We start from the raw sequence: 22,931 nt of genomic DNA on the forward strand, positions 1-22,931 counted from the left end.
CAGTTACACCAGTGGTTCCAGTAGGACCGGTATCTCCGGTTACACCAGTGGCTCCAGTAGGACCGGTATCTCCAGTTACACCAGTAGGTCCCATTGGACCTGTATCACCAGTTACACCAGTAGCTCCTGTTTCACCTGCTGCTGCCAACAACGTATAATCTGGAGACGTATCTGGCGTGCCGGTTGGTGGTGCCGTGTTAACGAGATACGTTGCTGTTGGCAGTCCCGTATCGACGAGTATCGTTCCTCTTTCATCCATCACCACTTGGCCTACTGGATACGTCACTACTTGCCCTACTGGATACGTTGGAGCCACTGCTGGATCAAATGCGATGACACCCGTTAAGCCTACGCCGGTGGCTCCTGTTGGTCCGGTATCTCCAGTTGCACCAGTGGCTCCTGTTGGACCAGTATCTCCAGTTACACCAGTGGTTCCAGTAGGACCAGTATCACCAGTTGCGCCAGTTGATCCTTCTGCAGCCAGTAATGTGTAGTCTGGGGAAGTATCTGGTGTACCTGACGGTGGTGCAGTATTTACTACATACGTACTTCCATTAAAGGTCACTACTTGCCCTACTTGGTAAGTAGGACTGACTACCGGATCAAACGTTTCAATTCCTGTTAATCCTGCACCAGTGGCACCAGTAGGTCCCGTTGGACCAGTATCTCCGGTTACACCAGTTGCCCCAGTAGAACCGGTATCTCCAGTAGGACCTGTATCACCAGTTACACCAGTTGCGCCAGTAGCTCCGGTAGGACCTCTTTTTACAATCTTATTATTTGTTTTTTTCCGTCCTTTTGCTTTAGCACAAGTGCTGTGATGTTTAACAACTTTTTTCTTTTTACATTCTCGTTTAAGAAGAGGGCAATCATCAAATAGAGGTCTATCGTGACGAGATTTTCTGTAGTGAGGTTGCCAATCATGCTTTTTTCCGCAAAAGGGACATTTGTTATCGTACTGATTATACAAATTCCCCATCTCCTAAAAGTTAATATTTTATTCTATGTAGAAATTTAAAAAGCGGAATTGAGCTAAATGATATTTTTTAGTTCGAAGTTCATCGAATCAAATGATTTAAAAATTAAATCGTTTTATGTTATGGTGTTGAAAGTATGAAACTAGTATGATTTTTGACAGAAATGGGGACATCATTTATGAGTCAATCAGTTTTACAACACGCAGCATATTCCGTGTTAAATTTATCCTCTGTAACAGAAGGTGGCACAATCAAAGAGTCATTTGAACATAGTATGGATTTAGCAAAAAAAGCTGAGAAGTGGGGCTACCATAGATATTGGCTTGCGGAGCACCATAATATGGAAGGGGTTGCGAGCTCAGCAACGTCTGTCTTAATTGGACATATTGCTGGAGGGACTGAAAAGATCCGGGTTGGTTCTGGGGGGATTATGCTTCCAAACCATTCTTCACTCGTCATTGCAGAACAATTTGGAACACTGGAGACTTTGTATCCAGGGAGAATTGATTTAGGTCTAGGCAGGGCACCAGGAACAGATCAGTTAACAGCAAGGGCACTTAGACGTAATCTTCATAATGGAGAGGACTTCCCTGAGCAGCTTGAAGAACTTCGGCAATATTTCAAACCGACCGGCCAGGTCAAAAAACATGTAAGAGCCGTTCCGGGAGAAGGGCTGGATATTCCGATTTGGCTTCTTGGTTCAAGTGGTTTTAGCGCAAGACTTGCAGGAGAACTAGGGCTGCCATTTGCCTTTGCAGCACATTTTTCACCTAAAAATACCATTCCTGCTTTAGAATTATACAGACAGTCATTTCGACCTTCTGATGTGTTAAAAGAGCCTTATGCGATGGTTGGTGTGACGGTTTTTGCTGCTGATCAAACAGAGAGAGCTGAGTATTTGGCGACGTCTCATTATCAGCGATTTTTGAGCCTCATTCGTAATACACCAGGAAAACTCAAAGCCCCTGTTGAAAATATGGATGGGCTGTGGAGTCCATATGAGAAGGCAATGGTGGACGAACAATTAAGTTCGACGATGATCGGGGATAAACAAAAGGTGAAAAAAGAGTTAGAAGCCTTTATTGAGGCGACTCAAGCAGATGAAGTCATGATTAATTCTGATATGTTTGACCATCAAGAAAGAATGCGTTCTTATGAAATCATTGCAGAGATATTTCAGGAGGAACAAGAAAAATAAGAATTTAAAAAAGAACTGCAAAGAGCAGTTCTTTTTTATTTATGCTTTAGTAAACACGCGAAATGGTTGTCCTACTGGCAGTACTGTACGACCGAAATGTGTATTGAGTACAACAGCTGCAGAACCATAAAATGAAAGAAGAGAAATAATTAATTCTGCAATACCAGCAATCGTATGAGTTACATCATACATCACACCAAACGAGCTAAGGGAAAGGCCGATGAATAAGAAATCAATAAAGACGAAAATCAAAAACAATACTTTATGTGTTTCCATTGCACCGATCGTCATAAATAAGCTGAAAATCAAATAACCAATAAAAGCAAAACCTAGTTGTTTTGGGTCCGCAGCTTCCGCAAGCGTTTTCCCAAAAACGCCAGCTTGAATGAGCCAAGTCGTTCCAACGCCCATCCAAAAAAGACCGAATGCGCCGAAGGCAGTGGCTCCAAAAATATTATGATGCTTTGAATCTTGTATGGACGCGATGAGTTGCGCGATTCCTCCAAGGAAGATAGCCCAAGGTAAAATAAGGGATGTGCCATCTGTGATTCCTAGTTTTTGTGAAGACGCAACAAGCGTCACCATTGCTAAACCAAACAAACCAAGTGGTGTTGGGTCTGCAATTGATAATCGAATTGCTTGAACATTTTGTTTTTCCATAATGACCTCCTACAATTTGCACTTACAAAAGATACTCGAATTCGATAGAAACGTCAAGCTCTTTTTTAGTAGACACTTGCAACGTCTTCCAAATAAATCTATATTTAATACATAATACATGTGATAGAAAAAGAGGGATTAGAATGAGTAAAGGCTTAGCTGGAAAAACCATTGCCATATGCGGCACAAGAAAAACAGAAGAAATGAGTACACTTGTTGAAAAGCAAGGAGGACAAGCTGTTATTCGTTCTCTTCAGGGCACTGTATTTTTAGCCAAAGAGGAGTTAAAGCCAGGCATAGAAACCTTTGTAAAGAAGGGAGCTGACTGGGTGATTTTAACAACGGGTATTGGTACAGATACATTAATTGAAAGTGCAGAAGAATTGCAACTTGGAGAAGCATTTATGAACATTTTATCAAATGCTCATATTGCTTCAAGAGGATACAAAACGTTCGCGGCTCTAAAAAAACACGGAATTCAGCCCGATGTGTCTGATGAAGACGGAACCGTTCGTGACCTCATTTCTAAGTTAGAAGATAAAGAGCTTCAAGGTAAACGTGTTATGGTGCAGCTTCACGGCGAAAATGCACCAGCTCTCATCGACTTTTTACATAAGAAGGGGGCAGACGTTTTGCAGCTCATGCCGTATCAGCACACGCCTCCTGAACCAGAGGCAGCTGACACTTTGTTTCATGAAATGAAAGAAGGGAAGGTGCATGCCGTCTGTTTTACAACCGCTGTTCAGGTCCATGCCTTTTTCAAATTAGCAGAAGAATGGGGCAAAAAAGAAGAGCTGCAACATCTATTCGAGCAGCATGTATTAGCTGTTGCTGTCGGAAAAGTCACAGCTGATGCTTTAAAAGAAGAGGGAGTCAGTCGAATTCTTGCCCCTGCACTTGAGAGAATGGGTGCAATGATTATAGAATTATCTCAGTATATGAAAAAACAATCGACACACTCATAGAAAAAACGCCTTTCACATGATGAGTGAAAGGCGTTTTCGTTAGATTGTCCGTTTTCGATTCGTGCGAATTTTTTTCAAAACGAAATATAGCACAATCAGGACAATGGCAATCGCCATAATTGGTGTTGTATACGTGTGAGCGACACTTTGAATGTGGTCCCATTTTGTTCCAAGCTGCATACCGAGGTAAATAAAAAGGATAGACCAAGGGATGGCGGCTAATCCGGTCAGGAGAACAAATTTGAGAAATGGCATCTTTGCAATACCAGATGGAATCGAGATCGCATGGCGCACGACTGGGATAAACCGGGCTGTAAATACGACGCCTGTTCCATATCGGTCAAACCAGCGTTCTGCCGTGGCAATATGATGCTCATGGATGAATAAATACTTCCCATACTTTGTTAAAAAAGGTCTGCCGCCGTAAAGGCCGATCCAGTAAATAAAGCACTGGGCCAGCGTTCCTCCAATGACCCCAGCGATGACGGCTCCAACAAAACCAATGCTTCCTGTTGACACCATATATCCGCCGTAGGCAAGTACAATTTCACTCGGAATAATTTCAATCATCAGTCCAAGTGCAACACCTGCGTAACCAAGGCTTGTCAGCCAGGTTAAAATTTCATTAAACAAGGTTCCCATTCATTTCACTCTGCCTTTAAATACGAATTTTCTTCAAGCATCCTTATAAGAGCCTATGCTTGTTTTGCTTCTCTCATGAGTATGCTTTGCATATATGCTAGCATGGCTGGCCGCATATCATGACGTATCAATCCGATTTCAGCCGCTGCCTTAAATGAACCGAGCTTATCACCAACGTCAAATCTCATCCCATCTAATTGTTTTGCATAAATGGGTGATTCCTGTGCAATGATTTTCAGCGCATTTGTCAGCTGGATTTCGTTTCCGGCACCTCTCTCGATTCCTAGTAACATAGGTGTTAAAAGGTCCCTGCCCATTATGGCTAAATCGGAAGGAGCATCATGAATAGCTGGCTTTTCCACTAAGTCTGTGACTTCAAACACTAGACCGTCTATTCTAGCTGGTCTTATCATACCATACTTGCTGACATCTAGACGATCACTTGCTGGACGCCAATGACCTCTCTTTGTTTGTCTTCAAAGTGATCATCATGCCAAGAAAGGTGCCAATCGCTTTACTTAAGAATAATGAGAAACCTGCTAGCTGCATGACATATAAGACAATATAGGTGAGAAGAGACGCTGCTCCGTTGACTGCGGCCCATTCCTTTTTTACTTGGAACGTCCAATTTCGCACTGTGCGAGAAAAGAGGGGACAAAGCAGGCAGTTAAAAAAAGAAGAACAGAAAGTCAATCAGCATATTGCTTGAGCCTACAACGAAAAATGCAGTATAGGACCGAAAGTTTCTCTTTGTCATGTGAAGGATCATCACCTCGTGATATAATTTGTAAGATGAAACGAACGGTGGTGCACATTCATGTATTTAACAATTGGAGAAACAGCTGAATACCTAGAAGTATCTGAAGCATATGTTGAAAAATTAATTCAGCAAAAAAAGATTCGCTACGTATTTGACGGGGAATCATATCTCATTTATCAAGGGCAGTTTCAAACCCATATGAAACAGCTAGAACAATATAAAGAGCTCATTCAAGACATCTTAAATGAACCGATTCCTGAGGACCCGGACGTAAAAGATGAAGATTAAAAAAAGACTGTATGAGAAGGGAGAGCCTTTTCGTACAGTCTTTTTTATTGGCTGACACCAGTTTGGACAATGTTCATATGACAATTCACTTGAACATCTGCATCAGGGTAGAGTTTTTGCCATTTTTCTGGTGTCATGGCTTTATCTTTAGAGCGATATCTCAAACCAAGTCCAAGCGGATCAATTTTTTGATTTTTAAAGGATTGAACAAGTTCTCTTCCTTGCTGAGCTACACGCTCCTCAACTTCTTTTTCGACATGCTTTAAAATAGAAGGCGTATCGATTTTTTTCGATTTCATGAATTCTTTTAATTCACCTTTCAGTTTGATATCAATGGTGATATGAGGCTTTTTTGTAAGGTTTTCTGTTGGTTTTATATGATAAGACACATGTGATTTAATATTTTCAATGACGACATGTGTTTTCTTTTTGTCATTAAATCGAAACTCATAAATCCCGTTTTTGTGATTTTCAATCATCGCTTTAAACGTAAACGTATCTTCCCCTGGAATATGCCCAACCATTTTTTCTTGATCAAAAAGGGCGACACCTGACACTTTAATAGAGTTGCTTGTATTTTTAATGTAAGGGAGGTAAGCATCAACGCCTTTTGCCATCATCTGATTCATAAAAATATGCTGATTGGTGACAGGTTGATTGCCGTTTCGCATGTTTTGGGCGAGCAAATCTGAAAGATATACACCTATATTTAAGTTGGTTTGATTCATTTTTGTATGCAATAAATCTTCAACTTCTCCGTCTACTATGGCAAATACTTGCCTTGACCCAATGATCGGATCACGATAGATGTAATTCATCAAATCAATCATACCCACTTCTTTCGCCAGCTTTTCACTTATTAAAATCACGAGTACTTGTCCCATGACAACGGGGAAAGGCGATTTTTCTGAAACAAGAAACTGAATATTACTAATGGTATTTGACTTAGCACTTACAATTTGATAGCTTCCTTGTTCTTCGCTTTTAAAAACAGGGAAAACAAAGAAGCCCTTCATTTCTCCATCTTCCAATAAGTCAAATCCCGCCGCCTGCGAGATACTTAATTCATCTAAGAGACGAGGCTGTGCGCAGCTCGTTAAGAACAGACTAAATAACATGAGACACATCAGAATAGAATGTTTCATGCTCGTTTTTTCACCCACCTTTTTTTCAGCAGCAGCCCAATGATCATACATCCAATCAATCCATAGATGAGGATGTATCCGCTATATTCCACCCATTTATTAAATGTCTCAAAAGAGGTAGCTCCGATAAAAAATGAAAACATGCCGAGAATGAGAAGGCTGAGAACAATTAACGTGATGCGCTGGCTCGTGTGAAACACTTGTTTTGCCATTCTGCTGGCGGCCCATAATGGAATGGCGATATTTGGAACGATGAGCAAAAGCCATAGCGACACTTCAATAAATTCAAAGCGCTGGATAAACGGAAGTTTGACAATGCTGGTAAATGTCAATGTCGGCCATTTCGTGAGTTTGAGCTGAGTACTTGAGTAGTACGCTATAGAGACGAGAAATACAAGCAAATTGAGGCATGTGGTCAGCAATGCCCCCATATGTGCAAATTTTTGCGACGTTTGTGCTTTTTTAATAAAGGGATAATAGACAAGCAGTGTTCCAAAACCAAACATGGATAAAGAAGCATCTTTAACCCCCACCATGAGTTGTGAAAATGAATGATCAAACATTGGGAACATAAACCGGATGTGACTATATTTCATGACATAAAAGCAGATAAAGGTCATCCAGTACGTTAGGATAATGCTAAAGAATGCCCAACCAGCGATTGTTCTAAATCCGCCTGTATGAATGTAATAGACAAGGATGAGAAGCACTGATGCAAATAAGAGGCCGGGAATTTCTTTAAACAGCCAAACATGGATCACATCAATATAATGAACAAGCACAATCAAAGACAATGAAGTAAAATACAAAATGTAGAGAATGTTGATGAATTGTCCGAGCCATTTACCAAACACAGATTGCGTAATGTCACTAAATTCGTCAGCAGGTGCTTTTTTAAACAAAAAGTAAATAAGGAAAATCATTAAATTGACACTTGCACCAGCAATTAAAATGGCGATCCATCCATCATTATTAATCGTCCGGACAAGATTCGTCTGGAAATTTAAAATACCAACTCCTACTTGATTGGCATTGACAAGAAAAAATACAAAAAAAGGGGATACTTGAAATTTTTCTTTTACAGAAGAAGAGCTCATGCCTTCACTTCCTTATTCATAAAAATCATTTTTCCCCTTGCGGCCTTGCTTCGGCTTTTGGTGGTGTATCGTTTCATTTGGCGGGCGTAAGTTCTCTGGGCGTTTATTCAAAAATCGGAGCTGAGGTCGAATCAAACTGCCCTTTAAATCGGCCAATCGAAGTGGAAAGATAGGTTCTAAGTAAGGACGGCCAATAGACGTTAATTTCATTAAGTGGGTAAGAAGGAAAGCTCCCATGAGCGCAATTCCGAGCGCTCCCCACGCTTGTGCGGCAAAAAGAAATGGGAAGCGTAAGAGCCGAATGGTCGTCCCCATTTTATAAATCGGTGTGACAAAAGAGGCAAGAGCTGATAATGCGACAATAATAAGCAGAATATTACTTGTTAATCCTGCTGCAACTGCTGCCTGCCCGATCACAATACCTCCAACAATCCCGAGTGTCTGTCCGACTTTTGCTGGAAGGCGAGACCCGGCTTCCCTAAGCAGCTCGATGGATACCTCTAAAAATAATGCTTCTATAATTGGCGGAAAGGGTACGAGATAGCGTGATGCTACAATCGTTTCTAATAAGTCCTTTGGAATCAGTTCATAATGAAACGTTAAAATGGCAACATAAAAGGGAGTTGCGAAAATAGAAAATATCACAGCAAAAATGCGTAACAGCCGAAAGGAGGATGCTGCGATCCAAGACATGTTATAGTCTTCCATTGTAGAAAAATACTCGAGTAATATTGTAGGTGCAAGCAGGGTATGAGGCGAACCGTCAACCATAATGGCTATTTTTCCTTCTGTTAAACCTGAAGAAACCCTGTCTGGCCTTTCTGTATTTAAAAATAATGGAAAGATTGTATTGGACACATCATAAAGCATTTGCGCAAGATAATTTGAATCTAGAATTTGGTCATAATCAACATCTTTAATCCGCTGAAGAACGGTTTCAATGTTCTGCGGGTTGGCGATATCCTCTATGTATACAACGGCTACTTTCGTTTGAGAAAGGGTTCCCACTGTGTGTTCAACTACTTTAAGAGCAGGGGTTGGCAGTCTGCGTCTGAGCAAGTTTAAGTTTGTATCCAGCCCTTCCACAAAGGCTTCCTGCGCACTGATAATCCCGAATTCAATCTCAGGTTGACTCACTTGTCTGCCTTTCTTTTCTTCAATCGGTAAAAGGAGCGTTTTGCCCCAGTCTGTCTCAATTCGAACAGCAATACTGCCACGATGAAGAGCTTCTTCCACTTTTTGAAGGTCACTTGTAATCACAGCTTGTTCAATTGGGATGTGTTCTTTCAGCTCTTCAAGAGTGGGTGTCAAATGCAATTGTTGAATAAAAGGCAAGATTTGTTCATGAAGTAAATTGCCATTAATTAAAGGTCGAAAAAAAGAAATTCGATAAAGAAAACCTCCGGAGCTTGATAATTCATTAATAAAATCAGAGGAACGAGATAATGCTTCAAATACTGAATTCGGGTCTTTCTGATGAGGTTTATTTTTCTTCAGCACTTGAACATCTCCTTTCGCGATTTGCCTCTATTATCCAACCAATCGTCTGAAGATATGCATAAAAAAAGCGTTCAGCTTCATGAGCTAGACGCTTTTTTTCCATATTGAACGGCTTCTAATAAAAAATCAGCCAGATGAATCGCTCTCATGCTGGGCGTATGTCCTGCCTTTTTGACGCCTGCTGCCATTTGTAATTGACAACCTGGATTCGACGTAACAATGGCAGCCGCTGCTGTGTGGTTGGCTTCTGCCATTTTATGATCTAAAATCTGCATCGACATATCGGGCTGCAAGATATTGTAGATTCCTGCTGATCCACAGCAGCGGCCGGCATCTTTCATTTCCTTAAACGTTACTCCTTGAATGGCTTTCATGAGCACCCTCGGCGCTTGTTGTACATTCATACCATTTCGTAAATGACAGGAATCTTGATAGGTGATCACTTGCGCTGGCAGCGCAAGTGGCATGCTGCGGTGAAACTCTAGCTCCACAAGAATGCTTGATATATCGGTTATTTTCTGTGAGAAGGCTTTACTTCTTTTTTGGAAATCTAGATCATCCTGAAGCAAATGACCGTAATCAGTTAAAAAGGCACCGCAGCCGCCCGCATTCATGATAATGGCAGCGGCATCTGTTTCCTCGAATGCTTCAATATTCCGCTTGGCTAACTGTTTTGCTTGGTCTTTTTCTCCGCTATGACCGTGAAGCGCTCCGCAGCATGTTTGTATAGCAGGAACGACGACATCACAGCCTGCCAGCTGCAAAAGATGAATGGTCGCTTCGTTTGTGCTTGAGAATACCGTATCCATTAAACAGCCAGTAAAAAACGCCACCCGTTTTTTTGTCTTACCAATGGCTTTATATTCATTCAAACGTTTTTTATTTTGAGGCGGCACCTTTGGAAGCGCCTGTTCCATCAGCTGTAAATGGGAGGGAAGCACCTTCAGTATGCGCGTCTTGCGGGCAGCCGTTTGAAGACCAGATGTTTGATAAAATCGAAGAAAGCTAGCAGCTTGCCGCATACGACTTTGTGAAGGGAAGAGACCTTTAAACACAACTCGTCTCATCAATTTGACAGGAAGCGATTGTTTTTTGTGCTGTTGAATAATGTCTCTTGCATCTTCTAGCAGCTGTCCATACTTGACGCCAGAAGGACAAACAGGTTCACATGCACGGCAGCCGAGACAAAGATTAAGTGAATGTTCAACATCTTCATCTGGTTCAATGACGCCATCTCTTACAGCTTTCATTAATGCAATTCGGCCCCGGGGAGAGTGCGTTTCTTGTTGTCCAGATTCAATATAGGTAGGGCAGGAAGGGAGGCAGAAGCCGCAGCGCATGCAATTAAGCAGCTCCTTTTCATCCATTTGCTCCTGAAACTGCTGCTGGATCTCTTTTTGCTTAGAAGAAGAACTCATGAGACCACCACCCGCTTTCTTGAGGATTTTCCAAACACTTTATCTGGGTTCATGATATTTGCCGGGTCAAGCGCCTGTTTGATCGCTTTCATTGCAGCGATTCCTTCTTTTTTGACCTTCAGCTCCAAATAGGGGGCTTTCATGAGACCAACGCCATGTTCGCCTGTGATGGTGCCGCCAAGTGCAACGGCTTTTTCAAAAATGGCCTGAAAGGCAGCTTCTACACGTGTCATTTCTTCTTCATTTCTTGCATCTGTAGCACAAGTGGGGTGTAAATTCCCATCACCTGCATGACCAAAGGTACAAATGTTCACCTCGTATTCTCGGGCAATGTCTTCAATTGCACGAACCATATGGGCAATTTCAGACCGGGGAACGGTCGCATCTTCTAAAATCGTTGTAGGGCTTAATCGAGCGAGAGCAGATAAAGCAGAGCGTCTCGATGTTAAAAGCGCACTTGCCTCATCTTCTGAATGTGCGATTTTCACGCTTTTAGCCCCGTGCTGCTCACAGACTTCTGCGATTTTTTGGATATCACGAGAAACAGCTTCGGGGTTGCCGTCCTGTTCAATTAATAACACGGCTTGAACGTCAGTAGGCAGGCCAATGTTTGCAAAATCTTCAACGACTTCAAGGGTCGGCTGATCCATAAATTCTAATGTGGCAGGAATGATACGCTCAGCAATGATGGCCGAGACAGAAGTCGCAGCTTCTTCCAGGCTTTCGTATAAACAAAGCATCGTTTGTTTCGTTTCTGGAAGCGGCAGGAGCTTCAGCACCGCTTCTGTGACAATCCCGAGCGTTCCTTCTGAACCAACGAACAATCGAGTCATATCATATCCAGCGACATCCTTTGCAAGCTTTCCGCCTGTTTTGATAATGTCACCATTTGGCAGAACCACTTCAAGCCCAAGGACATAATCTCTTGTCACTCCATACTTTAACCCCCGCAGGCCCCCTGAGTTTTCGTTAATATTGCCGCCTAATGTGGAAATTTTCATAGAGCTTGGGTCAGGCGGGTAGAAGAGACCTTTTTCCTCTACTTGATGAATGAACTCCTGCGTAATCAAGCCCGGCTGCACCGTTGCGGTTAGATTTTCTTCGTCTATTTCTAAAAGTTGGTTCATTCTAGTAAAGAGAATCACCAACCCGCCTTGGGTAGGACATGTTCCTGCACAAAGATTCGTCCCTGAACCTCTTGGGACGATCGGCACCTTGTGAGTGGCGCAGAGTTTAACAATTTGCTGCACTTCCTCCGCCGTGCGAGGTGACACGATGGCATCTGGCATCTGCTGAAAATTTGGTGTCGCATCATAAGAGTAGGCAAGACGATCTGCCTTGCTGTCTTGGACATACGACGCCCCAACAATCTCTTTTAATTGATTTGAAAATTCTGAATCCAGCATATACAATCACTCCCGCTCATTTAACGTCTCGTTTCTACCAGTATAAAAAAAGAACCGTCACATGCCTATGGACGATTCTACAAAATATCAGGCTGTTTTATAGTTTTTTTTGTATCATGATCTAAAAGGAGCAAGGCCAAATAAAAAAGCATCGCATCTTGCATGCGCTTTGGATCAAGTGTCGTTAAATCCTGAATCCGTTTTAATCTGTAATGAAGTGTATTAATATGGACATGCATGGCTTCCGCTGTATGTTTCAAAGAGTAATCTGAAGCTATGAGTACCCGCAATGTTTTCACTAGTTCAGGATAGGGGAAAAGGGATGTAATCGTTCGATCAAGAAACGCATCTTTTGTTTCCTGACTGATTTCCTCCATAAAAAGTTCAAGTGTCAAATCTTCATCAAACACAATCGGTGTTTCAGCATGCGCCAATTTTAAAGCGCGAAAAGCTTGATGAAAAGACTGCTTCATGACATGAGAAGCTGCTGGTTTTCCCGCGCCAATGAAAACCCTCGATGGTGAAAGCGCTGCGAGCGCAGCATGGATATGGAACAGGCGCTTGTGCCATGTAGCACGACCATCTGGTGTGGTTTGCAGCATGAGCAAAAAACGGGCATGCCCCCAGCGCACAATAATTTCCTGATTGGTCAGGTGCAATTTGTCCTTCATCAGTTTGTATTGATCCTGCTTCATAAACGATTCATCTTGGCAATCAATGAGTACAACCACACGCTGCTTGTTGACATCAAGACCAAGCCGCTTTGCCTTCTCGGTCATATCAACAGATGTCTCTGGCAGATGGAGCCAGTCGAATACAAAGGCTTCAAGCTGCCGTTCATCTGTTTCCGTTTCTTGAAAAAATTCATGCTCTTGAATGAGCAGCTCCGTCATTTTTCGTAAAATGTCGCCAAAAGGGGACACATGCCTTGGATCGCCTGTCATTCCAATCACACCAATGACTTCTTGCTTAAAATAAATAGGCAGATTGATACCGGCTTTAACGCCTTTCATATGCAGCACATCATCCTTTGTAAGAATTCGTTTCTGCCCTTCTAAGGACGTGACATATGCGCCTTCATGAAATTGACCAATGCGTGCTGGATCTGTTGCAGCAATAATGGTACCGTTAGTTTGTGTGATGATGATTTCTTCCGTCAGTACCTTTTTGACCTCATCTACGATTTTTTCTGCCAGTGTCATTGTGAGCAAAACGGTCCCCTCCGAGATGTTTCTTTTTACACTATCATACCATCATATGCTCAGGCATATCTTTCTTTTCATATGTTATGCTAAAATAAACAACGCATAGGAAGTAGATGAAAGGAGACACAGTCATGTCACTGCAAAATCGCTTACAAGATTTATTGAAAGAAGGGCAGGCGCTCACAGACTTTGAATATAACGAAGCCGCACGTCAAAATTGGCAGCTAGAAGGGGCAAAAATGACAGAAGAAGCACGCTTTGCTGATGTTTATATAGAACGAGTGGACAAGGAATCGGAGGAAATGATTCAAACTGAAAAAGCGTCCTTTTTGAATACCCCTCTTACATATGTAAAAAAACAACAAAAAGAATTCATTTATATTGAGTCGAAGTGGTTTGAAGTGGTGGAAGTCGATGGACTGGCCATTGAATGGGATGAAGTATTCCAAACGTATACAGTATTATTCGGATTCAAACGTCAGAAAAAAGAGACAGGACAGCTAAAAGACATATTCTCTGCCTTACATGGTGCTCAGCTCCAATTTAATGGTCAAGACGGCTTATTTGATGTGAATCTGCCCCTTCTTGAGCTTGATGACATCGAGGAAGATACGCCTCTTATTGGTGTCATCACGTCAATGTACCGCTTTTTATTCCGATTGCTGATGCAGCTTGAAAAGAATGAATCAAAAAACGGCTCAAATTCCTGAGCCGTTTTTTAGAGCAATCCTTTTATGAATTGAGCCTCACCCATCCCGAAGCTCCAATCGGCGTCTCCATTTTCCACAATGGAGATCATCACATCCGTTTTGGCAACCCCGCATTCTTTTTCTACACGTTCTGCGATTTGTGCATAAGAAAAAAGCCAAAACACTGACGTTTGGCTTTTTCGCTTTGGACTAAGGCGTGACAAACTTTACATCATGCTCTTTTCCATATTGAAGGTAATCTTCATTTGGCTGCTCGTTGGTCACCACGATGTCGATATCTTTTAAGTCACAAAACGTGGTCAAGGCATAATGATCAAACTTACTATCATCAACTAATAAGAAGGTTTTGGCGTTTTTTTCAACGAGTGTCTTTTTAATATCAGTCTCAAGCGGGGAGGAATTCGTCACGCCGTGATCAATGGATAAACCCGTTGACGCAATAAATGCTTTATTGACATTGTATGCTTTTAGACGCTCAACACTTTGATAACCAACGAAAGAATTTGTTTTTCGCTCTAGCATACCGCCGGTCGAAAAGATGGTGAGGTGTTCATACGGCATAGCCTGTGTAATGAAATCCACGTTATTTGTCACAACGGTGATCTGTTTCTCCGTCAAATAAGGAAGCATCTCCAGCGTCGTTGTACCAGAATCAACAAAAATCATATCACCATGTTCAACAAATGCGGCGGCAGTCTGTCCGATGAGTTGTTTTTTACTCAGCTGACGAGTCTTTCGCTCCTGATACACGACTAATGTGGAGTGATTCACAGCCACACCGCCATAGACTTTCTTTAGCACGCCGGATTCTACCAATGATTGTACATCTCGGCGTATTGTGTTTTTTGAGACGCCAAAATGCGCCACAAGCTCATCAAGAGAGGCAGATTCCCGGTCAAATACATACTCTTTTATTTGCTGAATACGTTTTGTTTTTATCATGCTATAATCTCCAATCAATACGAATATGCTGATTTTATTATAACAATAATTCCACGTAAAAGATGTCACGGATCAACATGGGAGAATCGAATGATCTTTTTCTCTTATCTTTTCTCATTTTTCATAAGAGCGTATGATAGAGAAAAGAGGACAGAAAGGATTTTCACTTCTATGAATCAGCACAACATACAGTTTTCAAAGCTTGCAAATTTTAGAGAGATAGGGGGCCTTCAAACAACCGATCAGATGGTGATTAAACAAGGAATGTTGTATCGATCTGCCGATTTATCCCGTCTCACTAAACAAGACATATTGACCTTCTCGACACTTGGAATTCAAACGATTTGTGACCTGCGTACTAGCTCAGAAAGAAAATCACACCCACCAAAGATCATGGAACACGATAAAATTGTTCATATCCCTATGCAGCCTGACAGCATGATGCCTAGCAAATGGGCCATGTTTCGAATGCTGGTAGCAGAAGGAAAGTCTCTATCCTTTACGCCGATCATGAAAGATTTATATCAAAGCATGCTCAATGAGCGAAAAGAAGAAATTCAGCAATTGTTTACATTACTGTCTGATGAAAAAAATTATCCGCTTATGCTTCACTGTACAAGCGGAAAGGACCGCACAGGCTTTTTATCTGCTCTTATACAATTAGCAGCAGGTGTGCCAGTGTATACCGTTTTAAATGAATACATGCGTTCCAACGAAGGCGTGCGAATACTAGTGAAAAGGCAAGAACGATTTGTTCGCATGATGAGTTTATACCGGGTGTCAAAAGAACAAGTTCAACCGCTGCTTGGTGTGCAGCAAGATTATCTTGAGGATGTACTAAAAGAGATGATAGATACATACGGAAGTGCAGAGCAGTATTTACTAGAAGCCTGCGGGGTTCCCAAAGCTCAGCTGATAGAAATGAAAAACATCTTGCTTACACCATCTGCTGGCATTCCATCACAAAACGCAGAATAAACTTGATATGAGGTGGTGCAAAACATGCTGAAAAAGATGAGTATGACGATTCTGACATTGGTTTTTATGTGTGTATTCTTATTGATTCCTTCTAGCAGTCTAGCTCGTTCAATGCCAAAAGGGAAGCTTGAGAGCACAAGAGAGATGCGTGCCGTGTGGGTCGCATCAGTGTATAACCTAGATTGGCCTTCAAAGAAAGGGCTGTCCGCCGAAGAGCAGAAGCAAGAGTTCATTCAACTGTTAGACGAGATCAAGGCGATGAATATGAATGCCATCATCATGCAAATTAAACCAACAGCAGATGCCTTTTATCCGTCGAAATTCGGGCCTTGGTCTGAATATTTGACTGGTACGCAAGGGAAAGACCCTGGGTATGACCCGCTTGAATTTATGGTAGAAGAAGCACATAAACGAGGCCTTGAATTTCATGCTTGGTTTAACCCTTATCGAATCACAATGAATCATACCGATCTCAACCGATTATCAGCCGATCATCCTGCAAGAGCGCACCCAGATTGGACGATCGCCTACGGAAATCAGCTGTACTTTAATCCAGGCATTCCTGATGCTCAGGATTTCATTGTTGACGGCATTGAGGAAGTGGTGAAAAACTACGATATTGATGCGGTGCATATGGATGATTATTTTTACCCAAATAAAATAGCGGGTGTGCCATTTCCAGATCAAGAAACGTATGAAACATATGGGAAAAAAGCATTTACACATATAGAAGATTGGCGAAGAGATAATGTGAATCAATTAGTGAAGCAGATTAATGACACCATTAAGAAAGAAAAGCCATATGTGAAATTTGGTATTAGTCCATTCGGGGTATGGCGTAATATCAAAGACGACCCGACTGGCTCGAGTACAACAGCAGGGATGACCAATTATGATGATTTATATGCTGATACAAGAGAGTGGATACAGCAGCACCATATTGATTATATCACCCCGCAAATTTATTGGAGCATCGGCTTTCAGCCCGCTGCCTATGATGTACTGACGAAATGGTGGTCAAATGAGGTGAAGGGGCAGCCTGTTCACTTATACATTGGTCAAGCGACTTATAAAATCAATCAAAACAGTGATCCTACTTGGTCTGATCCTGAAGAGTATTTCCGCCAGATCAAGCTGAACAGGCAGTCACAGCTCATCCAGGGAAGCATGCATTTTAGTCTGAAGGATATCAATCGAAACCCCTTGAATGTAAAGAAACGATTAATAGAAGAAACCTATATCAAACCAGCCCTCATTCCAGAGATGCCATGGCTTCATCAAAAGGCTCCTAAAAAACCAATCATCCAATCTGTGAAAAAGACAGAGGATGGCGCAGTTTTACAGATACAAAATGATCCACGCTCTAGTGCATCCTATTATGCAGTCTATCGATTGTCGAATAAAGGGACATACGAATTTGTGCGAACGGTCAGAAAAGAAACAGGTTCCTTCACACAAACGAAAGACATTTTAGCAAATCAAAAGAAGAGCTATACCTATAAAGTGACGGCACTCAATCGCCTTCATCATGAAAGTAAACCTTCTACAAAAACAGTAAAATAACAAAGACAGCATAAATGAGGGGTTTCCTCCATTTATGCTTTTTTGCTTTCTCTATTTTTCTACTATTCTTATTTTAATTTTCTGAATTCAATCAAGCTTGGCATGAAGCAGCTACTTGATTAATAAATATGATAGAAAAGCGCCAAAGGGGGAAGCACAATGGATTTTGAATTAACGAAAGAGCAGCAAATGATCCGTCAGATGGTCAAAGAATTTGCAAAAACAGAAATTGCACCACACGCTCAAACGATTGATGAACAGGCGATTTTTCCAGAGAAAACATTTCAGAAAATGGGGGAGCTCGGTTTTATGGGTATACCCTTTCCAGAGAAATATGGAGGGTCGGGAGGAGATACGATCTCGTATGCACTAGCAGTCGAGGAAATTGGAAAGCAGTGTGCGAGTACAGGGCTTAGTTATGCCGCAGCAGTTTCCTTAGGCGCAAGTCCCCTTTATTACTTCGGTACGGAAGAGCAAAAGATGGACCATCTTGTTCCGTTAGCCTCTGGAACAGCACTCGGTTCCTTCGGATTAACAGAGCCAAACGCCGGATCAGATGCAAAAGGAACAAAAACAAAAGCCATCAAAGACGGACAAGAATATGTGATCAGCGGAGAGAAGTGCTGGATCACAAATGCCAATTTTGCCAGAACAATTATTGTCACCGCTGTGACGGATCATGATGAAAACGGACGTCCGATCATCTCCGCTTTTATTGTAGAGAAAGGGCAAAAGGGACTTTCAATTACAAACCCATATGACAAAATGGGGGTTCGCGGTTCAGATACGGCTGAGATCATTTTAGACGAAGTGCGTGTACCGGCTCATCACATATTAGGAGATAAGTCGAAAGGATTCAAGCAATTTTTATATACATTGGACGGCGGACGAATTTCCATTGCTGCCTTATCTGTCGGAATTGCGCAAGCTGCACTTGATGCTTCACTTTCCTATGCAAAAGAAAGAAAGCAATTTGGGCAGACGCTCTCATCCTTCCAGGCCATTCAGTTTAAGCTGGCGGATATGGCGATGCAAATAGAGCTTGCAAGACAAATGGTCTGGAAAGCTGCTTGGCTGAAAGATCAAGGCAAACCATTTACAAAAGAAGCGGCCTATGCCAAACTTTTTGCTTCAGAAATGGCGACTAAAGCAAGTCTTGATGCGGTCCAAATTCATGGCGGAACAGGCTATATGAAAGAATGCGGAGTTGAACGGCTGGTGAGAGATGCCAAGCTGATGGAAATCGGAGAAGGAACCTCTGAAATTCAGCGTCTCGTGATCGCAAGACAGCTGTTAGCGTAATACCTTAATGAAAACGCTTACTATTCATGAGGGAGGAAAGCAATGATGTCGATTTACCCGCAAACGATCGGCTCCCTGTTAAAAGAGAAAAAAGAACAGCATCCAGCACATGAAGCCATTGTTTACCCAGAACGTTCTTTACGTTATTCATATGAAGCGTTTTATCACGAGGTCAAGGAAACAGGTAAAGGTCTCATGGCATTAGGGATTCAAAAGGGAGATCATATCGCCATCATGGCACCAAATGTACCTGAATGGCTCATTCTGCAATTCGCCTGCGCCTCCATTGGTGCTGTTCTTGTCACCGTGAATACCAATTTTCAATCACAGGAACTCGCGTATTTACTCAAGCATTCTGACAGTAAAATGTTGTTTATTGTAGACGGATTTAAAGAAACGTCCTATGTCAACATGCTTGAAGAGCTGATTCCAGAGCTTCAAACCGCTAATCAAGATGTGATCACCTCCTCATCATTCCCTTATTTGAAAAGCTGCGTCTATATTGGTCAGCATGTTCCAACCGGTATGCGCAGCTGGGATAGTATACAAATGGCTGCGAAAAGAACCGAGGATCAAGAGTGGGAGAAGCGAATGGATGAGCTCACGCCTGATGACGTCATTAATATGCAATATACCTCAGGCACAACAGGCTATCCAAAAGGAGTGATGCTCAGTCATACGAATATTGTCTGTAATGCCGGTCAAATCGCAGATTGTATGAAATTAACAGAGCAAGACCGTATGTGTATCCCTGTGCCATTCTTTCATTGCTTCGGCTCCGTTCTTGGTGTACTTGCTTGTCTCACAAAAGGGGGAACGATCATTCCACTTGAATCTTTTCATCCAGAACGAGTCCTGCAAACAGTTGAAACAGAAAAATGCACTGTCCTTCACGGTGTGCCGACCATGTTCATCGCAGAGCTCGATCATCCAAATTTCCACTCTTATGATCTGTCTACATTACGAACGGGAATTATGGCCGGTTCACTCTGCCCGTCCCATGTCATGAAAGCAGTGATTGAAAAAATGGGGCTTAGAGAACTTACAATTGCCTATGGTCAGACCGAAAGCTCACCTGTCATTACCCAAACAAGAACCGATGATTCGTTTGAACGACGAGTTCAAACGGTCGGACGTGCGCTTCCTCACATTGAAGTAAAAATCACCTTGCCAGGAACGTCAAAAGAAGTGCCAAGAGGACAGCAAGGGGAGCTTTGCACAAGAGGTTACCATGTCATGAAAGGCTATTATAAAAACGAAGAAGCAACAAATGAAGTCATTGATGAGGACGGATGGCTTCATACAGGGGATTTAGCTGAGATGGATCACGACGGCTATGTAAAAATCACAGGCCGGCTCAAAGATATGATCATCAGAGGCGGAGAGAATGTATACCCAAAAGAGATTGAGGATGTCCTATACACTCACCCTGCCATTCTTGACGCACAGGTCGTTGGTATTCCTGACGAGACATATGGCGAGGAAGCAGCCGCATTCATTCGGCTGAAACAAGGGAAGTCGATCTCAATTGAGACCTTAACGAACTATTGTCAGTCGCAAATGGCACGCTACAAAATCCCGAAATATTTTTTCATTACAGATGAGTACCCAATGACCGCCTCAGGCAAAATTCAGAAATTTCGCTTGAAAGAGCAGGCGCTTGATCTAATAAAGGAGTGAAGGCAGCGATGTTTGAACAAGTATTGGTCGCCAATCGAGGCGAAATTGCCCGTAGAATTATTCGGACATGTAAACGACTCGGAATAAAAACTGTTGCTGTTTATTCAGAGGCTGATCAGCATGCACTTCATGTGCAAGAAGCAGACAGTGCCTATTATATCGGTGGCGCTAGAGTATCTGAAAGCTATTTAAACATGGAAGCAATCATCACCATTGCCAAACAAACAAATACAGATGCCATCCACCCAGGTTATGGTCTTTTATCAGAGAATGCAGCATTTGCTAAGCGCTGCCAAAGCGAGGGCATTGTCTTTATTGGACCATCTGCACAAGTCATTCAGCAGATGGGGAATAAAATTGAAGCGAGAAAAACGATGGAACAAGCGGGCATTCCAATCGTTCCAGGTGTTTCAGCTCCGCTTCATGATGCAGACGAAGGGGTTAGTAAAGCACAGTCACTCGGCTATCCCGTTATGCTAAAGGCATCGAGCGGCGGCGGCGGGATTGGTATGCAGCTCGTCCGCAACGATGAAGAGCTGTATAGAGCATTTGAAGGAAATCAAAAAAGGGCACAAAGCTTCTTTCATGACGGTACTTTATACATGGAAAAGGTGATTGAACACGCACGGCACATAGAAATTCAAGTTCTTTTTGATTCGTTCGGTCACGGCGTTCACTTATTTGAAAGAGATTGTTCACTCCAAAGAAGACATCAGAAAATTATTGAAGAAGCACCTGCCGTCTGTCTTGATGACACCGTGAGACAGCAAATGGGGCAAATGGCCATCAAAGCTGCCAAAGCGATTGGGTATGAAAATGCGGGCACAATTGAATGTTTAGTCGATCAAAACCAGCAATTTTATTTCTTAGAAATGAACACGAGATTGCAAGTAGAACACCCTGTCACAGAAGAAATTACAGGTATTGATCTTGTCGAGGAGCAGCTGAAAGTTGCAGCATTAGAGCCCCTGTCCTTCAGTCAGGAGGACATTCATCAAATCGGGCATGCCATTGAAGTCCGAATATACGCTGAAGACCCTGTGACATTTTATCCGTCACCAGGTACGATCACTCAACTTTCTACACCTGACGCCCCATATATCCGGCATGAGTCAAGCGTAACGAGCGGCAGTGTCATTACCCCATTTTACGATCCGATGATTGCGAAAATGATTGTGTACGGTGATACACGGAACCTTGCAATAGAACGATTAAAAACGGCATTACACGCATATGAAATAGAAGGGATCAAAACCAATCTGCCGCTTTTAAAAGAAATGGCCGGATCTACTGCCTTTTTACAGGGGAGCATTACGACCGATTATCTGATGAAAAAAAGGGAGGAAAACCGTTCATGAGAACCGTCACGATACAAATGGCCGGAAACTTATGGAAGCTTCTTGTGAAACAGGGCGATGAAGTGCAAAAAGGACAGGAAGTCGCCATCTTAGAATCAATGAAAATGGAGATTCCCATTGTCGCAGAAGAAAGAGGTGTAATCAGTAAAGTGTATAAAGCGGAAGGTGAATTTGTTGACGAGGGTGAGGTGCTCTTGGAGCTGACAGAATAGGGGGGAAGCAGCATGGCTTTACCAAAAAACGTGCTCATTAGAGAGGTCGGCCCGCGCGATGGCCTGCAAAACGAATCTGTTTGGCTGGACACAATGGAGAAGCGAACATGGATCCATTTACTCGAAGAAGCCCGTCTTCCCTATATTGAGGTCACCTCATTTGTCCATCCGAAATGGGTACCATCCTTAAAAGACGCCAAAGAATTAGCTCAATCATTAAACAAAAAAGATGATATCACCTATGCCGCACTCATCCCAAATGAAAAAGGATTAGCTCATTTTTTCGAAGCAAACCTTGAGGTAGGGGCTATGTTTATCTCAGCGAGTGAGACACACAACAAAAAGAATATGAATCGAACTATACAAGAAACACTGCCTGTGATGAAACAAATGACAGCCGATTTAAAAGCAGAAGGACGGCAAACTCGGGCATATATTTCTACCGTGTTTGGCTGTCCTTATGAAAAACAAGTGCCGATGGATCAAGTGCTGCGATTAACAGAGCACCTGCTGTCCTACGGCATTGATGAAATATCACTCGGAGATACCATTGGAGAAGCCCATCCGCTGCAAGTAGAAAGGCGGTTAGACCTTTTACTTGAACGCTTTCCTGCTGATAAAATCGCTCTTCATTTTCATGATACAAAAGGAATGGGCCTTGCCAATATTTATACGGCATTAAAAGCAGGCATCACCATTTTTGATGCCTCTAGCGGGGGGCTTGGGGGCTGTCCTTATGCACCTGGCTCCAGCGGAAACGTGGCGACAGAAGACGTGGTGCACATGCTTCACAAACTTGGGATCGAAACAAATGTCGACCTCCCTCGCTTGATTAAAGCGGCTGAATGGATTGAAGCAAAAGTGGATCGAACCCTGCCAAGTCACTGTTTACGCGCTTTTCAGTCTCACACTACTTGATAAAGGG

21 protein-coding genes and 2 pseudogenes are annotated in these 22,931 nt (G+C 42.5%); 11 read left to right on the forward strand and 12 right to left on the reverse strand.

Annotation, left to right across the window (positions count from 1 at the left end):
* Positions 1-979, reverse strand: a pseudogene (locus tag SB660_RS16055) (BclA C-terminal domain-containing protein); the annotation flags it as partial.
* 176 nt (positions 980-1,155) lie between these two features.
* On the opposite strand from SB660_RS16055, the gene SB660_RS16060 reads away from it, so the two are divergent.
* Entirely contained in the window at positions 1,156-2,175 is a 1,020-nt protein-coding gene (locus SB660_RS16060) for an LLM class flavin-dependent oxidoreductase (RefSeq protein WP_058015580.1), read from the forward strand.
* 39 nt (positions 2,176-2,214) lie between these two features.
* On the opposite strand, the gene SB660_RS16065 is transcribed toward SB660_RS16060, so the two are convergent.
* Positions 2,215-2,835, reverse strand: a complete 621-nt coding sequence (locus tag SB660_RS16065; protein ID WP_410583288.1) for an acetate uptake transporter — start codon at positions 2,833-2,835, stop codon at positions 2,215-2,217.
* A 143-nt stretch (positions 2,836-2,978) separates the two neighbouring features.
* Between SB660_RS16065 and SB660_RS16070 the strand changes: the two genes are divergently transcribed.
* Positions 2,979-3,800, forward strand: a complete 822-nt coding sequence (locus SB660_RS16070; RefSeq protein ID WP_180310685.1) for a uroporphyrinogen-III synthase — start codon at positions 2,979-2,981, stop codon at positions 3,798-3,800.
* Between the two features lie 39 nt (positions 3,801-3,839).
* Here the strand turns inward: SB660_RS16070 and uptA are convergent, their stop codons facing one another.
* Together uptA and SB660_RS16080 are read right to left on the reverse strand one after the other, a co-directional pair.
* The gene (gene uptA / locus SB660_RS16075; protein WP_410583290.1) at positions 3,840-4,442 is read right to left on the reverse strand and encodes an undecaprenyl phosphate transporter UptA; all 603 of its coding nucleotides are present in this window, start codon (positions 4,440-4,442) and stop codon (positions 3,840-3,842) included.
* 53 nt (positions 4,443-4,495) lie between these two features.
* Entirely contained in the window at positions 4,496-4,855 is a 360-nt protein-coding gene (locus SB660_RS16080) for a hypothetical protein (RefSeq protein WP_339162744.1), read from the reverse strand.
* Between the two features lie 404 nt (positions 4,856-5,259).
* Between SB660_RS16080 and SB660_RS16085 the strand changes: the two genes are divergently transcribed.
* Positions 5,260-5,490, forward strand: a complete 231-nt coding sequence (locus tag SB660_RS16085; RefSeq protein ID WP_008346618.1) for an excisionase family DNA-binding protein — start codon at positions 5,260-5,262, stop codon at positions 5,488-5,490.
* Positions 5,491-5,534: 44 nt separating this feature from the next.
* Here SB660_RS16085 and SB660_RS16090 read toward each other — a convergent pair whose 3' ends face one another.
* The 6 genes from SB660_RS16090 to SB660_RS16115 all read right to left on the reverse strand — a co-directional run bounded on the left by SB660_RS16090 (position 5,535) and on the right by SB660_RS16115 (position 13,267).
* Positions 5,535-6,635, reverse strand: a complete 1,101-nt coding sequence (locus SB660_RS16090) for a Ger(x)C family spore germination protein (RefSeq protein WP_410583293.1) — start codon at positions 6,633-6,635, stop codon at positions 5,535-5,537.
* On the reverse strand, positions 6,632-7,732 hold the full coding sequence (locus tag SB660_RS16095) for a GerAB/ArcD/ProY family transporter (RefSeq protein WP_180310687.1): 1,101 nt from the start codon (positions 7,730-7,732) through the stop codon (positions 6,632-6,634). The genes SB660_RS16090 and SB660_RS16095 overlap by 4 nt, the downstream gene beginning before the upstream one ends.
* Before the next feature lie 12 nt (positions 7,733-7,744).
* Positions 7,745-9,232, reverse strand: coding sequence for a spore germination protein (locus SB660_RS16100; RefSeq protein WP_410583295.1), 1,488 nt, complete (start codon positions 9,230-9,232; stop codon positions 7,745-7,747).
* A 77-nt stretch (positions 9,233-9,309) separates the two neighbouring features.
* Positions 9,310-10,650 (reverse strand): (Fe-S)-binding protein, encoded by a 1,341-nt coding sequence (locus tag SB660_RS16105; RefSeq protein ID WP_410583297.1) that lies wholly within the window; start codon positions 10,648-10,650, stop codon positions 9,310-9,312.
* On the reverse strand, positions 10,647-12,056 hold the full coding sequence (gene glcD, locus SB660_RS16110) for a glycolate oxidase subunit GlcD (RefSeq protein WP_410583300.1): 1,410 nt from the start codon (positions 12,054-12,056) through the stop codon (positions 10,647-10,649). The genes SB660_RS16105 and glcD overlap by 4 nt, the downstream gene beginning before the upstream one ends.
* A gap of 77 nt (positions 12,057-12,133) precedes the next feature.
* Positions 12,134-13,267, reverse strand: a complete 1,134-nt coding sequence (locus SB660_RS16115; protein WP_410583302.1) for a CdaR family transcriptional regulator — start codon at positions 13,265-13,267, stop codon at positions 12,134-12,136.
* Between the two features lie 125 nt (positions 13,268-13,392).
* Between SB660_RS16115 and SB660_RS16120 the strand changes: the two genes are divergently transcribed.
* On the forward strand, positions 13,393-13,971 hold the full coding sequence (locus SB660_RS16120) for a branched-chain amino acid aminotransferase (protein WP_410583304.1): 579 nt from the start codon (positions 13,393-13,395) through the stop codon (positions 13,969-13,971).
* 8 nt (positions 13,972-13,979) lie between these two features.
* Here the strand turns inward: SB660_RS16120 and SB660_RS16125 are convergent.
* Both SB660_RS16125 and SB660_RS16130 read right to left on the reverse strand, forming a co-directional pair.
* Positions 13,980-14,117: pseudogene (locus SB660_RS16125) on the reverse strand (tautomerase family protein); the annotation flags it as partial.
* A gap of 43 nt (positions 14,118-14,160) precedes the next feature.
* The gene (locus tag SB660_RS16130; protein WP_169056639.1) at positions 14,161-14,913 is read right to left on the reverse strand and encodes a DeoR/GlpR family DNA-binding transcription regulator; all 753 of its coding nucleotides are present in this window, start codon (positions 14,911-14,913) and stop codon (positions 14,161-14,163) included.
* Between the two features lie 90 nt (positions 14,914-15,003).
* Between SB660_RS16130 and SB660_RS16135 the strand changes: the two genes are divergently transcribed.
* The 7 genes from SB660_RS16135 to SB660_RS16165 all read left to right on the forward strand — a co-directional run bounded on the left by SB660_RS16135 (position 15,004) and on the right by SB660_RS16165 (position 22,924).
* On the forward strand, positions 15,004-15,891 hold the full coding sequence (locus SB660_RS16135; protein ID WP_323641843.1) for a tyrosine-protein phosphatase: 888 nt from the start codon (positions 15,004-15,006) through the stop codon (positions 15,889-15,891).
* 24 nt (positions 15,892-15,915) lie between these two features.
* Positions 15,916-17,454, forward strand: a complete 1,539-nt coding sequence (locus tag SB660_RS16140) for a glycoside hydrolase family 10-like protein (protein WP_410583306.1) — start codon at positions 15,916-15,918, stop codon at positions 17,452-17,454.
* Positions 17,455-17,613: 159 nt separating this feature from the next.
* Positions 17,614-18,756, forward strand: a complete 1,143-nt coding sequence (locus tag SB660_RS16145) for an acyl-CoA dehydrogenase family protein (protein ID WP_058015592.1) — start codon at positions 17,614-17,616, stop codon at positions 18,754-18,756.
* 42 nt (positions 18,757-18,798) lie between these two features.
* On the forward strand, positions 18,799-20,436 hold the full coding sequence (locus SB660_RS16150; RefSeq protein ID WP_410583308.1) for an AMP-binding protein: 1,638 nt from the start codon (positions 18,799-18,801) through the stop codon (positions 20,434-20,436).
* An 8-nt stretch (positions 20,437-20,444) separates the two neighbouring features.
* Positions 20,445-21,794, forward strand: coding sequence for an acetyl-CoA carboxylase biotin carboxylase subunit (locus SB660_RS16155; RefSeq protein WP_323641839.1), 1,350 nt, complete (start codon positions 20,445-20,447; stop codon positions 21,792-21,794).
* The gene (locus SB660_RS16160) at positions 21,791-22,006 is read left to right on the forward strand and encodes an acetyl-CoA carboxylase biotin carboxyl carrier protein subunit (RefSeq protein ID WP_410583310.1); all 216 of its coding nucleotides are present in this window, start codon (positions 21,791-21,793) and stop codon (positions 22,004-22,006) included. The genes SB660_RS16155 and SB660_RS16160 overlap by 4 nt, the downstream gene beginning before the upstream one ends.
* A gap of 12 nt (positions 22,007-22,018) precedes the next feature.
* Entirely contained in the window at positions 22,019-22,924 is a 906-nt protein-coding gene (locus SB660_RS16165; RefSeq protein ID WP_306012219.1) for a hydroxymethylglutaryl-CoA lyase, read from the forward strand.
* Positions 22,925-22,931 lie beyond the last annotated feature (7 nt).

Source organism: Bacillus sp. SIMBA_005 (genome assembly GCF_046535585.1).
Classification (GTDB): Bacteria; Bacillota; Bacilli; order Bacillales; family Bacillaceae; genus Bacillus; species Bacillus pumilus.